This is a genomic window from Bacteroides salyersiae WAL 10018 = DSM 18765 = JCM 12988, from assembly GCF_000381365.1.
GTDB classification, from domain to species: domain Bacteria; phylum Bacteroidota; class Bacteroidia; order Bacteroidales; family Bacteroidaceae; genus Bacteroides; species Bacteroides salyersiae.
Map to the genome: position 1 here is coordinate 2,062,900 of NZ_KB905466.1, position 14,496 is coordinate 2,077,395.

At 38.9% G+C, this 14,496-nt stretch carries 8 protein-coding genes; 4 read left to right on the plus strand and 4 right to left on the minus strand.

Annotation, left to right across the window (positions count from 1 at the left end; genetic code table 11):
• Positions 1-143 precede the first annotated feature (143 nt).
• The 4 genes from HMPREF1532_RS07795 to HMPREF1532_RS07810 all read left to right on the plus strand — a co-directional run bounded on the left by HMPREF1532_RS07795 (position 144) and on the right by HMPREF1532_RS07810 (position 10,209).
• The gene (locus HMPREF1532_RS07795) at positions 144-2,804 is read left to right on the plus strand and encodes a hypothetical protein (RefSeq protein WP_005927308.1); all 2,661 of its coding nucleotides are present in this window, start codon (positions 144-146) and stop codon (positions 2,802-2,804) included.
• Positions 2,805-2,889: 85 nt separating this feature from the next.
• Positions 2,890-5,694 (plus strand): hypothetical protein, encoded by a 2,805-nt coding sequence (locus HMPREF1532_RS07800; RefSeq protein WP_005927310.1) that lies wholly within the window; start codon positions 2,890-2,892, stop codon positions 5,692-5,694.
• 209 nt (positions 5,695-5,903) lie between these two features.
• The gene (locus HMPREF1532_RS07805; protein WP_005927313.1) at positions 5,904-7,925 is read left to right on the plus strand and encodes a glycoside hydrolase family 2 protein; all 2,022 of its coding nucleotides are present in this window, start codon (positions 5,904-5,906) and stop codon (positions 7,923-7,925) included.
• Positions 7,926-7,971: 46 nt separating this feature from the next.
• On the plus strand, positions 7,972-10,209 hold the full coding sequence (locus HMPREF1532_RS07810) for a GH92 family glycosyl hydrolase (protein WP_005927316.1): 2,238 nt from the start codon (positions 7,972-7,974) through the stop codon (positions 10,207-10,209).
• A 163-nt stretch (positions 10,210-10,372) separates the two neighbouring features.
• Here HMPREF1532_RS07810 and HMPREF1532_RS07815 read toward each other — a convergent pair whose 3' ends face one another.
• The 4 genes from HMPREF1532_RS07815 to HMPREF1532_RS07835 all read right to left on the minus strand — a co-directional run bounded on the left by HMPREF1532_RS07815 (position 10,373) and on the right by HMPREF1532_RS07835 (position 14,495).
• On the minus strand, positions 10,373-12,226 hold the full coding sequence (locus HMPREF1532_RS07815; RefSeq protein ID WP_244266411.1) for a discoidin domain-containing protein: 1,854 nt from the start codon (positions 12,224-12,226) through the stop codon (positions 10,373-10,375).
• A gap of 128 nt (positions 12,227-12,354) precedes the next feature.
• Positions 12,355-12,702, minus strand: coding sequence for a hypothetical protein (locus tag HMPREF1532_RS07820; RefSeq protein WP_224203685.1), 348 nt, complete (start codon positions 12,700-12,702; stop codon positions 12,355-12,357).
• 353 nt (positions 12,703-13,055) lie between these two features.
• On the minus strand, positions 13,056-13,739 hold the full coding sequence (locus HMPREF1532_RS07830) for a hypothetical protein (protein ID WP_005927328.1): 684 nt from the start codon (positions 13,737-13,739) through the stop codon (positions 13,056-13,058).
• 270 nt (positions 13,740-14,009) lie between these two features.
• Positions 14,010-14,495 (minus strand): hypothetical protein, encoded by a 486-nt coding sequence (locus HMPREF1532_RS07835; protein WP_005927331.1) that lies wholly within the window; start codon positions 14,493-14,495, stop codon positions 14,010-14,012.
• Between the last annotated feature and the right edge of the window lies 1 nt (position 14,496).

Genomic DNA, 14,496 nt, shown 5'->3' on the forward strand with positions numbered 1-14,496 from the left:
AACATCAAAACAGACATGACACCCCACATACAATTCGGCTACTTTTGTAAAATCAATTGAACAAATTTCATTCAATCACAGCAAGCAAGTTAGTGAAACCCAATTTACTATCACACTAACCTGCATGCACTTTTTAATATTATATGAAAACATGCATCTATTTAATATTTTCTTTATATGCCATATGCATTCAAGCTCAAGATATCTACAATAATTTAAACCAAAAGTTCACTCAATATTTAATCAAGACGCTCCCCGAAAACATTTATGTACAAACTGACAAGCCCTATTATGTAGTAGAAGACCCCATCTGGATGAAAGCTTTTGTAGTGAATGCACAATTACTTCAACCCTCACCCAGCAACTTTGTTTATGTAGAACTCATAAATCAGCAAAATGAAATACTAAACAGAATAAAGCTAAAAAAAGATTCTGCCGGATTTCAAGGATATATCAAATTAAACGAGCACATCCTCGCCGGAGAGTATGCACTCCGTGCCTATACAAATTGGATGAGAAACGAAGTGCCGGAATACTTCTTCCAAAAAAATATTACTATTGAACGAGTGAAGCAAACACCCCAGCTACTCACTATAAAATATATTCCTATCGAAAAAGACAGATTACAAGCCGTTGCCAAATATACATATAGCGACGGTTCAGCTATCAAAGGACGAAGAATAGATTTTACATACACCAAAGACGGACGTAAATATAGAAAAAACTATTCTGTCACTAATAATGAGGGAGAAATACGATTCAACATTCGGTTGAATGAAGAAAAACCTGATAAGCAGAAGCTGACAGCAACCATTTTCGATCAGAAATGGATCATCTCGCACGAACAGAATTTCGTTATTCCTAACCTCAAAAAAGATTTTGATGTACAGTTCTTCCCGGAAAGCGGCACATTATTAACAGAGACATGGCAATTTGTAGCTTTCAAAGCGATCGGTCCAGACGGACTATGTGAACACATCTCGGGAAAAGTGATCAGCGAAGGAGGAAATGAAATAGCCCAAATACACACCCAGCATGACGGTATGGGAAAGTTTGCACTGTGGCCTCACAAAGATAGTATATATTATGCTGTGGTAACTAACCGGGAGGGTGTTGAGAAAAAGCTCAAACTTCCCGAAGCACGAATTGAGGGAATGACACTCCGGCTTAACATTAAAGAGGAAAATTGCCTCTACTCTATTGAGAATCATACGGCATACTCAACGGATAGTTTATTTCTAATTGCCCATACACGTGGAATGATTTCCGTAACCAGACAACTGACCGAAGAGAAAAGAAGCGGAAAGTTTTCTTTAAGCCAATGCCCTGAAGGTATCTTGAATGTTGCCGTCGTCGACCGGATAGGAAACGTATTCTGCGAACGAATGTTATATGTCAAGAAAGCACATAGCCCGGCTGTACAAATTAAAACCAATTCACAGGAATACGGAAAACGAGAGAGAGTGGAAATGCTACTAAATACCGGACAGAAAGGAGAATTTTCCCTGTCTGTTACTGATGCGAAAGTTGTGAAATGGGATTCTCTGAATAACCATATCATCAGCCAATTATTACTGAAATCAGAAATCAAAGGACACATCGAAAAACCCGGATATTATTTCACAAGTGATAACAAGGTAGTCAACGAGCATTTAGATCTCCTAATGCTTACGCAAGGATGGAGACGCTATAATTTACCGAACATCTTACAACAACAAGTACCGGAAATGAAAATACCTTTAGAGCGGGGACAGGCTTTGAGTGGAAGAGTAAAACCTTTTCTCCGAAAGAAAATTAAGGGGGCAGAAGTAGTAGGATTCACTGATAAGTTGAAAGCCATACATGCAAAAGTAGATACCTCCGGAAATTATGTTTTCGAAGGAATTGAATTTCCGGATAGTACGCCATTCACAATCAATGCAGTTAATAAGAAAGGAAAAGCAAAAGGAATCATGATTTATCCGTCACCGGAGATATTTCCCGACACAAGAAACCTATTTATCCCAAATCCACACCACTTTGAGGAAGTGGAGGCACACCTTAGGCTATACAAAGAAACATATATACAAAACGATATAAGTAAAGAGATTGTATTAGATGACATCGTTGTGACACAAAAATATATCAGTCAGACCGGTAAGTTGGCAGGTGAATTTGCCGCTTATGCGGATTATGTTGTAACAGACAAAACGATCGAGGAAGAATATAAGAATAAATCCGTGGCAGACATAATACATACTGCCATCATGCAACGTTTCCCTGGCATCACTATGGTAGAGGAAGACCATTTTTGGTATAGAGGAAAGCCACTACGATTTGCTGTTGACATGAAACTGATTCAATACGATGAATTACGATTCTATATGGCTGAAGAGATTGCATCAATCTCCTTCTTTAAAGAAGCCTCTGAGGTGCCTCTATATGTACCCATGCATGACGAATTCATAACGGCTCAAATGAACAAATATAGAGGAGTGATCCTTATCGAATTAAAAAAAGGGGGTATAGCTCACTACTTCCGCCCCTCACTCGGTCTGGCTACTCTCTATCCGTTAGGCTACCAAAAGCCGGCAGAGTTTTATTCACCCAAATACGATGTGCCCGATTCGTTACAAGCCGATAAAACTGATTTCAGAACCACCGTTTATTGGAATCCCAAGATACAAACCGATTCTACCGGACATGCCAAAGTATCTTTCTACACCACGGATATGAAACATGATATGGAATACATATTGGAAGGTATTACCGAGAACGGAATACCTTGCCGGGCGACAGGACGGATAAAAGTGAAGAAAGAATAGGGTAAATACCTAAAAAGAGTAGGGAAGTCCCTTTCCTTCGGGGATTTTCCTTTCTTACTTTTGAAAAATCAAAATCTTATTATGTATGAAACACATCATTTCTATTTTATTCATTTGTTTGTCAAATATGACTTCTCAAGCACAAAATAGTCCAAGTGATCTCAACCGGAAATTTGTCAATTATCTGACTTCCTCCCTCTCTGAAAGCATTTATTTACAAACTGATAAGCCCTATTATACGACAGAAGATACAATCTGGTTAAAAGCTTACGTAGTTAATGCACAAATTTACCAACCATCGCCCAGTAATTTTGTATATATAGAATTGATCAATCAACTCGACAGCGTGGAAAGGAGGATAAAAATCCGAAAAGAAAACAATGCTTTTTCCGGATATTTAGCCCTTGATAAAAAGCTTATTCCCGGAGAATATGCCTTACGCGCATATACCAATTGGATGCGAAATGATTCACCAGATTACTTTTTCCAAAAGAATATCTCAATCAGTAAAGTCATACAAAACCCTAAAATACTGACCGCCAAATTCTATCCGGCAAAGGAGAATAAACAACAAGCCCTTATTCAATATACTTATAGTGACGGTTCCCCGATTAAAAATTGCCGGATCGATTTTGCTTATAACAGGAATGGTAAGAAATATCGGAAAAGATATGCCTTAACCGATTCTAAAGGAGAAATCGAATTACAAATACAGCAGCAAGATCGTCCCACAGAAAAACAACAATTATCAGCTACTGTCTTTGATAATAAAGGAGGAATCATCTATGAACAAAAGTTTGCCATACCCGAAAGAGGAGAAGATTTTGACGTCCAATTTTTTCCCGAAAGCGGAATATTATTGGCAGGCACTCCTCAAACAGTCGCATTCAAAGCCATAGGAGCAGACGGGTTGAGTACCTCTGTATCCGGAAAAGTGTTCAGCGCGGGAGGAACATTTATGGCTGACATAACGACCCTGCACAATGGCATGGGAAAGTTTCCGCTATTAGCACAAAAGGATAGTATCTATTTAGCAATTATCACCGACAATAAAGGGATTGAAAAGCAATTCCGACTCCCCAAAGTACAAGAGAAAGGAATAACGTTACAACTCCGCCAACAGGGAGAGACTTGTATTTACATGCTCGAAAACAATACGAACTTCCCAACGGACAGCTTACTGATAATTGCCCATACTCGGGGGATACCTTCAATAGTCAAGCCACTAACTACAAACAACAAAACCGGTAAGTTCTCTCTAAGCCAAGTACCCGAAGGTATTCTTAACGTAGCAATCACCAACCAAACGGGCCGGGTATTCTGCGAACGAATGATGTACATAAAAAAGGAAACTCATATTACCCCCCGGATACAAACCGACCAAGCTGCATATGGGCAAAGAGAAAAAGTAGAAATGCAAATAAGTCTACCCGGCAATGGAGACTTCGCCCTTTCTGTCACTGATGCCCAACTTATAAAATGGGATTCATTGGAAAACAATATTAGTACTCAGCTTTTAATGAAGTCAGAATTAAGAGGGCATATAGAAAGCCCTAACTACTACTTCACTGCAAACACAACACAGATAAACGAACATCTGGACCTGTTGATGCTAACCCAAGGATGGAAAAAATACGATTTGTCATCTATCTTACAGGAACATGTACCTCAACCCCAACATCCGATGGAGATAGGACAATCACTTACCGGAAAGGTTAAGCCGCTCTTCTGGAAAAGCATGAACGGAATAGAGGTTGTCGGCTTCAGTAATCACTGGAAAGCCGTACACGCACAAGTAGACAGCGTAGGGAACTACTTTTTCAACGGAATTGAGTTTCCGGATAGTACCGCATTCACCATTAACGCCATTAATAAAAGAGGAAAAGCGAAAGGGGTAATGATTTACCCGGACGCAGAGGTATTTCCGGATTCCAAAACATTCATCCCCGCCCCCAAAGGAGTCATACAAGAAAGAACTCAAAGTGCGATGGACGAATACCATCAAATTTATCGGCAGAATAATATCTGGAAAGAGATTATGTTGGATGAGATAAACGTTACAGCCAAATATATCAGCAAGACAGGAAAATTAGCAGGGGAGTTTGCCGGATATGCCGATTATGTAATAACCGACAGGATGATAGAAGCAGAATACAAAAATAAGAGTGTGTGGGATATTGTCTATGAAAACATTATACTCAAAACACCGGGAATCGGAAAATTAACAGAAGACCAATATATATACCGAGGAAAAGAGCTGCGTTTTGTTGTAGATATGAACCTGGTAGAATCTACTGACTTGCAATACTATATGGCAAGTGAGATCGCATCTATCTCTTTTTTCCGGGATGCTCAAAGCGTACCGGTTTATGTCCCGAATGCACCTTTCCTGAAAGGAGCCGAATGGCAGGTAGGCCCCAAACTGAAAGAGAGTAACACGATCACCGGAGGAGTAAGCTTTAAGGAAAAAATAGAAGAAGGGTGGAAAAACGATGCAAACGAGAATACCGGATGGAAGAATACAGACTTTCAGAAGCATACCGCCGAAATGGACAAATACAAAGGTGTCATTCTCATCGAATTGAAGAATGGAGGCTCCGCCCATTATTATCGCCCATCGCTGGGATTGGCTACCCTTTATCCGTTAGGTTACCAGAAGCCAGCAGAGTTTTATTCACCCCAATACGATGTACCCGATTCGCTACAAACCGACAAGACCGATTTTAGGACAACTATTTATTGGAATCCCCAAATACAAACCGATTCTACCGGACGTACCAAAGTATCTTTCTATACCACAGATATGAATCACGATATGGAATACGTACTGGAAGGGATTACTGAAAATGGAGTACCCTGCAGAGTTACAGGACGGATAAAGACTAAATAGGACTTGCATCCAAGTAGAGTGATATTACTTAATTCAAGGTTTCAAAAAATAGAATATCCGTATCAAACGTTTTTTTCAAACCGAATTATTGTCGGAATAATACATATTTGCTATAAAATGAGTGCTTCGTTACTATAGAATCAGGATTTTCTACGCTAAATTTGCCATATCATCCTTATCAATATTGTTATCTTAAATTTTATGCACTCATGTACATACGAATGAAATTTATTATTGTTGTTGTTTTATGTTTATTCCCTTTTTTGCAATCTTCCGCCCAATTGCGCCAAAAACTTCTATTGGATCAAGAATGGGAGTTCCGTTCAGACAAAGACGGAAATAATTTAACTTGGGAAAAAGTAACAGTCCCGCATACCTGGAATGCAACAGATGGCCTGACTCCCGACTACTATCGGGGAACGGGCGAATACCGCTATCATCTGAACATATTGCCGGAGATGTTAAAACAACGTGCTTTCCTACGTTTTGAAGCAGTCAGCCAAGTAGCTGATGTCTTTGTGAACGGCATCCCGGTGGGGAACCATAAAGGTTCATTTAATGCTTTCTGTTTTGAGATAACTTCTTCATTAAAAAAGGGAGACAACCTTATAGAAGTAAAGGTTTCCAATCGTTTAGACAACGATATCGCTCCCCTATCCGGCGATTTTACTGTTTTTGGCGGTATCTACCGACCGGTATCTCTACTTTTACTGCCCAAGACTTGTGTCACTCCATTAGATTACGCTTCTTCGGGAGTCTATATACATCAAAACAAAGTAGATTCCAAGCAGGCAGAATTATCTGTCGTAACCAAAGTGAATAGCAGCAAGGCAGAAAAAGATTTATCTGTAAAAACCAGTGTGTTTAATGCGAAAGGACAACTTGTAGGCAACTGTATCACCCGGAAAGCATCCGGAAAAGACGAGACCGTTGAATTTGTTAACAAGCTGAACATAAAACAACCTGTTTTGTGGAACGGAAAAAAATCCCCTCATCTGTATCGTGTTTTTATAGAAGTAATGAAAGGAAATACCGTAGTAGACACTTTATCTCAGTACACTGGGTTAAGATACTACTCCGTCGATGCTCAAAAAGGTTTCTTCCTAAACGGTAATCCCTATAAAATAAAAGGTGTAAACAGACATCAAGACCGGGCCGGAAAAGGATGGGCAATAACAAACAAGGAGCATAATGAAGACATGGAATTGATCAAAGAGATAGGAGCCAACGGAATAAGACTGGCCCACTATCCACATTCTGACTTTTTCTATTCGCTATGCGACCGGGAAGGTATGCTGGTATGGGCAGAGATTCCTCTTATAGGCAAAGCATCTCCTACCCCTGCCTTCACCGAAAATATAAAACTGCAATTAACCGAGTTAATCCGGCAGAACTTTAATCATCCTTCTATCTTTTGCTGGAGCTTGTTCAATGAACTGTGCGAAGGAGATGTAAAAAAACTGATACAGGAATTGAATGAAGTAGCCCATAAAGAAGATCCGGGACGTCTGACAGTTGCTGCCGCCAACGTAGAAAACCGACCGGAAAATGTAATTACAGATATCATGGCGTACAATACTTACCCGGGATGGTATTGGGCACAACCTTCCACTATGAAATCGTCCGTAACACACTGGAACCGTCTGGTGGGAAACAAAGGTATCTGTGTCAGTGAATATGGTGCAGGAGCCAATATCTGGCATCACCAACAAGATGTTCAATCAGCCCCCAAAACAGATGGAATCTTTCATCCGGAAGAGTGGCAGACCATTGTTCACGAGCAGAATTACCGGGGAATAAGTAGCAGCGATTTCGTATGGGGATCTTTTGTATGGAATATGTTCGACTTTGCAAGTGCCTCCAGAAACGAAGGAGATATACTGGGACTAAATGATAAAGGGCTGGTTACTTATGACAGAAAAGTCAAAAAAGATGCTTTCTACTTTTATCAATCGGCATGGTCAGAGTCACCGGTTCTACATATCACGAGCAAAAGAGATATTGCCAGAAGAGAACCCGCCACTGATATCAAAATTTATTCTAACTGTGATCACATTCACCTAAAAGTGAACGGACAAGACTGTGGACATCCTGACAGAGAGGATAATATCCTTATCTGGAAAAACGTATCACTCAAAAAAGGAGAAAACCGGATCGAAGCATCCGGAAAGAAAGGTACTGTCGATCTGACAGACCAGTGTAAATGGGTTCTTTTAGATAAGAAAAAGTAAACATAGCCCGCTATCTTATAAATGTATAACACCCCAAATAAACACCATGAAGAAAATACTTTTTTTGTTTCTATGTTTCTATACAAGTCTCACCTATTCTCAACCCCCAAAAGAGGTTGTGGACTATGTAAATCCTTTCATCGGCACTGCCCTCAAAGGTGAAGGAGGCACAGTACCCTACGTCGGTACGCCTTTTGCCATGACCAGTTTTCTCCCGCAGACGAGAGAGAACAAGATGGGAGGTATGGCATACGTCTATGATGATGAACACATTATGGGATTTTTAGGTTCCCATCAACCCACCATCTGGATGGGAGATTACGGTTATGTATCGGTTATGCCCCAAGTAGGAGAAACGGTGAAAGTTCTTCCGGAAGACAGAAAGATGAGTTTCAATCACAAAGATGAAAAAGCCTCTCCCCATTATTATTCCGTCACTCTAACCGATAAACAGAAGAACCGCATTTTTACAGAATTGACAGCATCCAGCCGGTGCGCAATGCTCAACTTCCGTTTCCCCAAGAATCAGAAACCCCGGTTAATCATCCAAGGCATTAATCTAAACCCTGCCCTGAACGATTGGTGCAATCATCTGAGCCATCGCCTGAACACCATAAAAGGCTGGGTGAAAATAGATACGGAAAACAACGAGATTATCGGTTACAATCCGGACAGGCAATCGGCACAAATAGGACCGGACCTCCCCAATTTTAAAGGATACTTCATCATCCGCTTCAACCGGGATATAAAAGATTTCGGTTGCTGGAACGATTCCACCCTTTATCCGGGAGAGAAAGAGTTATACGGCACCCGGATGGGAGCCTATATAGACTTCGACAAAAGCTCCCCGCAAATACAAGTGCAGATCGCAACCTCTTTCATAAGCATCGAACAGGCACGTATGAATCTGGAACATGAGGTTCCCGAATGGGACTTCAAACAATTATGCAATAATACCAAAAAGGCATGGAACGACAAGCTCTCCAAATTCCACATCAAAGGAAACAATAAAGATGATGCACCGATATTTTACACAGCACTTTATCATTGTTATCTGTTTCCCCGTGAGTTCTCGGAATACGGAAAATATTACAGCGCCTTTGATGATAAAATCCACGATGGATTCTCGTACAATGACTACTCCCTTTGGGATACATTCCGTGCATTCCATCCCTTAATGACCCTTATAGAGCCCGACTTGACCAGCGACTGGATTACTGCATTGCTACAAATGTATAAGGAGGGCGGCTGGCTGCCTATGTGGCCCAATCCCAGCTATACCAATATTATGATAGGTACTCATGCAGATGCCGTGATAGCCGATGCCTACATGAAAGGGATTCGCAACTACGATATCGGTCTGGCCTATGAAGCCCTACGCAAAAACGCAATGGTCCCTCCTGATTGCGACACACAAAGAAGATACGGAGACCGTGACTATTGGACCTCTTTTGAAGGACGTGCAGGAGCCAGCTATTACCACTCCCTCGGATATGTAGCCGATGACAAGACAGCAGAGTCCGTTTCCAGAACTTTAGAATATGCATACGATGACTGGTGCGTGGCACAAATGGCAAAAGACTTAGGAAAAACCGAAGACTACAACCGCCTGATGCAGTTCAGCCAGAATTACAGAAATCAATACAATGCCGAAAAAGGATTCTTCCTGCCACGTAATTACGACGGAAGCTGGATAGATTTGGACGATCACTCACGGCACGGATTAACAGAGGGTTCCAAGTGGACCTATCTATTCTGTGTTCTTCAAGATATCCCCGGCATGATCGACATGATGGGAGGAGAAAAGGCATTCTCCGCCAAACTGGACCGTAACTTCGAAGAAGACCACTACCGGCACGACAACGAACCGGGACATCATTACATCTACCTGTACAACTACTGCAACGAACCGTGGAAAACACAGGAACTGGCTCGTAAACACGTGAGAATAAACTATAAGAATTCTCCCGACGGCGTAAATGGTAATGACGATTGCGGTCAAATGTCCGCCTGGTATCTTTTCTCGGCAATGGGATTCTATCCGGTAACTCCCGGAAGTAATGAATTTGCCATAGGAGCTCCCCAATTACCGGAAATCAAAATCCAATTGAAAGATCACGAATTAACGATAAAAGCAGACAACCTTTCAGAAGAAAACCAATATGTACAATCCGTATTTCTGGATGGGAAAAAACTTCTAAAGCCTTTTATCAACTATTTCGACTTGATCGGCGCTAAAGAACTACGCTTCATTATGGGAAACAAACAAACCGTCTACAAATAAACCAAATTACAACACGACTTTACTATTATTTATCAAAGTATAAGAGGGTACTTCACAAACAAAAAAGTACCCTCTTATCTGTTTGTGAAAAAACTGATATATTGTCCAATACTGATAATCAGAGAATTTTACAACTAACTTGACGATTCATCTTGAACTTCTCTTACCAGAACACCTGCTCTCCATCTACATACGTAAAAATTCGTTCTTCTTTTCCTCTCGTTAGGTTTCTTAAAAAATACAGTCCGCCAGAAGGCACTTCGGTATATTCCAACTTTATAGTAGTAGCAATTTGTTTTCCTAAAGAGGCCCAATGATGGTCTGTCCAATAGAACAATTCATATTCATCTCCAATACCGATTATATTACCGTCGCCTCTCGGTGTATAAATAATTTTTTCTATATCCACCGGATGTCCAAAATCCATACCTACCCAACCACCGGCAGGAAGTGCCGAATCGAAAAAAGTAAGTAAATCTCCATCGAAAGCTGCCTCCTTATACGTATTCGGATCATTATTCCACGAGCGTGGAAGACCTATCACCTTACCTTGATTCCTCAGATGAGAGTCCCGTTCTACAAAGGTTATTTCAGCAACATTACAATGCGACCATTCCGGCTGAAACAATCGCCAATACCTATATTTATTACCTAAGGGGGGGATATTGATCTCTTCTCCTCTCGTACCCCATTTGTCTATTCTATATATAGATACAGAATCTTCAAAAGTAGGTTTATTTGCCGCTTGAAATTTGGCTCCCAGTATTCGATATGCTATATCCTGAACATGTTTAAACAATGGATACTTTCTGTAAAGAGTCATTGATTGCAATACCTTTTTATTGGGGATAATTGTTGTTACTTTGCCTTTAGAAGTTAGAATAAAAGGATTCCCCACTGGTTGTATTCCATACTCCGTATAACTAACCGGAAGATATAAAACATTCTTTCCCAATTTCTTGAATTGTGCAATATGGTTCTTGACTTTCGCAAATGCGATAGGAATCCAAGAAGGATTGTTAAAAACGGCCAAATAAACATATTTACTGTGTTCGCTGTCTATTTTGATATCCACATCACAAGTTGCCATATATTCAGCTGTCACATCCTTTATGAAAGGAGTTCGAAAAGTTTCAGGGACATATCTTTCACTTCCCAGCAAATCCTGCATTTCGGCATTCCTTGCATAGGTTCTCCTATAAACTTTTGCCATTTTCTCACCTAATTTGTGCGGTTCTCCCGGATTACTCTCCGCTCCGCTAAATGGGATGTTCTTTCCATTATTAGCTAATAAAACATTCCAAGAATGCCCCAAGTCAAGAAAAGGCCACTGAGGAGTAAAATCCATCATAACAGGAATACCGTTACTCCGCATAACCGAAGTTGCCATTTCAACATAATCTTCACAAACACCAAAAGGCAGTTTCGTTTTCGTCCTTAAACGATGAATCGGATACATATTATAATCAAGCAGATAAGGATGGACATCTTCCCTCAATTGATTATTCACACGATGAGTGGCCCAAACAGCCGATCCTCTATATGCCTCGCAGTACTGTAACTCATCAAGGCCCTTACTATACTTAATCCCCGCAGAATCTCTCCAACTATCAAAAGGCTGTAATTCCACTGCCTTATAAGGAAGCAGATATTCGCAGAAATCCTGAAAAGAGACATGAGTGGCCCATTCTCCCTCTTTCCATTGACTAAAAGCTTTTTCAATGTTTGCAATCAGAAAATCAGATCTGATAATCTCCACATCCGGAATGGTATAATAGTTCATAGCAAAATGCTGGGATACCTTCTCCAAAGTATCCCGTATCTCCTCCCTTGAACATTGCACATACTTTAATACAGAATCTACAGCATCATAATATTTCTCAACGCTATCCACCTCTCTATAAGAGTAATGTCCGGGCATATTCTTTATTAAAAACTTCGCAGCTTCCAGTTTCAATGAATCCTTTTCATAAAAGGCCAATGCCTTCTCCAGTTCTCCCCGATTTTCTTTTGCCAAAATTAATGCTTCTTCTAATTGAGAATCATATCTTTGACAACTCGAAAAACAAGATAAAAAACAAGAAAAACATAAGATAATACATTGTTTCATAAATGTGCCTTTCATTAAATTCAATACAATAGAATTTACTTTTCAGATTGACTCCGAGTTCCAGCATTAGGAAGTAATCTAAACACTAAATACCCAACAACTATAGCAACCAGAATACCTACAAAAATACGAAACGAACCTAATGTTTCTGTAAAATAACGAATTCTTATATATAAATCAATAATCGAACTACCAATAAGTATCGTAACAAATAACTGCCAAGGTTTTACCCTTCCACACAACCTGCCTATTACAACAGTTGTAAATGCTTGAAAAATCACACAAGTGATGATTGCAGCACTTTCGGTTTGTATCATCAACAAAGGACTAGTAACTATAAATAGCAATACAGATGCAATAAAAACGCCAATAAGAATCTTCACACTATTCCCATGCATAACTCATATAATTAGAAGTCAAACAGTTCAAATTCGCAACTAAACGTCTATACCCAACCAAGCACATTTCAAGAAACCTCACCTTAACATATCCACTAAACAAACTATCATCATTAAAATAGTAATAATGATAGGAAAATAATCTACGGACTGTTCTTTCTTATTTCCTTTTATTATAAGCACTTTTCTTATTTCAATAAAAAACAGAGTTCCCCATGTCGAAAAATACATAACATTATTCAATAGATACTCTTTTCCCCCTATAGGATATACTCTATTTATTAATGAAAATAGTATAGATAAAAAACAGACAATTATATATATAGTATAATCATTTCTCATATATCAATGATGCTGACGTTGGCAATTTTCAAATCACGCTTAGCAGCCTGCAAATCATCATCCAATTTATCTAAAGCTGCAAGAACACATGCACAAGCACCCGGTCCAGAAACAATCAAACACGAACATGCCAATACTGCTGCACTGCATTTAGCTTCAGCATAGTTACGAGCAGAATTATATTGTTCATAACATGTGGCATACAATACCTCTGATCGAGTCTTTACTTTTACAATATTAGAAGCTTCAAAGTAATCATTAAAAAGTTGTATCTTTTCCATCTGATTTAATCGTTCATATTGCGTATTAGCCAATAAACTATTCATCTTCGCTCCTAATCTCTGTAAATCGTTAAGCATATCAGCTTTATTTATAATATCCAACAAATAATCATCATCATTCACATTAGACATTAATTCATTATAATCACTTTCACTTAATGTTTCCTTATACATAAGAAATTTAGCCATAACTGATTCATTCTCTTTAATAAAAGCTAAAAACTCATTTGAATTTTCAACAGATATCATAAGCGGATTTTTATTCACAACAACATCCTCCATTGAACTATTTATAATGTCACATTCATCAGAGGAACAACTGTAAATCACCCCAAAAATAGCTGCAGAAAAGATCATAGCACTACAAAGAGAGGCCATTGCTTTAAATTTTAATTTCATATTATTACTTTTTTAATTATATAAATAATCCTAACCAGCCAAACATTTCAAATTTGGTATATTCCTATATTTTTTCACAAAAACAAATCAAGTAACATTGGTCTTTATCCTCCTACCCAAAACAATTTTATATTTCATCATTAAGTGTACACAATATAAGTCGTATACTTTTTTAGTTACAAACATAGAGGAACTACCAATAATTCACAACAAACAATTATAGACAAACACCATAGACAAGCATTTGTCTATGAAATCTTAGACAAGTATTCAGTATTTTTCATTTCTAAGCATTCCCGTTATAGCCTCATTAATAGACTTCACTTCCTTCAATCCCATTTTCTTGGCAATACGATAACGGTGAGTAGCCAAAGAGGCCAATTGGATATGATAATAGGATGCAATCTGTTTATTACTCACTTCTAAACAAATCAGTATTATTAAATGAATATCTTCATTAGACAACGGATAATTATTACGTAACTTCTGAATAAAGCCATCGTATGTATTATCAAAATATGCCTCCAAACAGTGCCAATCTTTATCATCTGAAGGCATATTGAGTAATACTTGCTTCTTCTCAAGAGAAGTTGAGATCGTATTTACTTTTTGTGGACAACTCTGTTCTATACAAAAATTCTTTCCAGCCCTTTTGCTACTTTTCTTTTGTTTTTTAGGATAAATAAGATAACCAACAAACAAGATAAGTAATATTACTATCCAATATCCAATGTGAATATATAAAGTATTAGACATA

Excerpts from the sequence above, each read along its gene's own strand:
- HMPREF1532_RS07805 (WP_005927313.1), top strand. The coding sequence starts at position 5,904 with ATGTACATACGAATGAAATTTATTATTGTTGTTGTTTTATGTTTATTC.
- HMPREF1532_RS07795 (WP_005927308.1), top strand. The coding sequence starts at position 144 with ATGAAAACATGCATCTATTTAATATTTTCTTTATATGCCATATGCATT.
- HMPREF1532_RS07835 (WP_005927331.1), bottom strand. The coding sequence starts at position 14,495 with ATGTCTAATACTTTATATATTCACATTGGATATTGGATAGTAATATTA.
- HMPREF1532_RS07800 (WP_005927310.1), top strand. The coding sequence starts at position 2,890 with ATGAAACACATCATTTCTATTTTATTCATTTGTTTGTCAAATATGACT.
- HMPREF1532_RS07810 (WP_005927316.1), top strand. The coding sequence starts at position 7,972 with ATGAAGAAAATACTTTTTTTGTTTCTATGTTTCTATACAAGTCTCACC.
- HMPREF1532_RS07830 (WP_005927328.1), bottom strand. The coding sequence starts at position 13,739 with ATGAAATTAAAATTTAAAGCAATGGCCTCTCTTTGTAGTGCTATGATC.